Annotated in this window: 2 protein-coding genes; both read right to left on the reverse strand. The window is 63.5% G+C overall.

Annotated elements, in window-relative coordinates:
* A partial coding sequence (locus D0817_RS26825) for a nucleotidyltransferase family protein (protein ID WP_497756100.1) occupies positions 1–267 on the reverse strand: 267 nt, incomplete at its 3' end.
* Positions 167–384: hypothetical protein (locus tag D0817_RS26830; RefSeq protein WP_202866526.1), on the reverse strand; the 218-nt coding region annotated here is incomplete at its 5' end. The genes D0817_RS26825 and D0817_RS26830, both read right to left, overlap by 101 nt.

The raw sequence follows: 384 nt of genomic DNA on the forward strand, positions 1-384 counted from the left end.
GATCTCGGTGATGCCGGCGCGCACCAGGTTGAGCACGTGCCAGGTGATCAGGGGCCGCCCGCGCACCTTGAGCAGGGGCTTGGGGCAGTCGTCGGTCAGCGGACGCATCCGCTCGCCGCGGCCGGCGGCAAAAATCATGGCTTTCATGCTTGTTCCAGTATCAGAATCAGAAGGTGTAGCCGACCTGCGGCGCCTTGTCCTCGAACGCGTCGAGCAGGCGCACCAGCGGTTTGAGCACAGTGTAGCGGTTTGCCGTCTTGCGCACATAGTCGGCCACGGTCGGCAGATCGCCCATGTAGATGCTCTTGCCGTCGCGGTAGTTCAGGCGGCAGAAGATGCCCAGGATCTTGAGGTGGCGCTGCAGCGCCATGAACTCGAAGTCGC

The organism is Flavobacterium cupreum (assembly GCF_003996965.1).
In the GTDB taxonomy this organism is placed as follows: Bacteria; Bacteroidota; Bacteroidia; order Flavobacteriales; family Flavobacteriaceae; genus Flavobacterium; species Flavobacterium cupreum.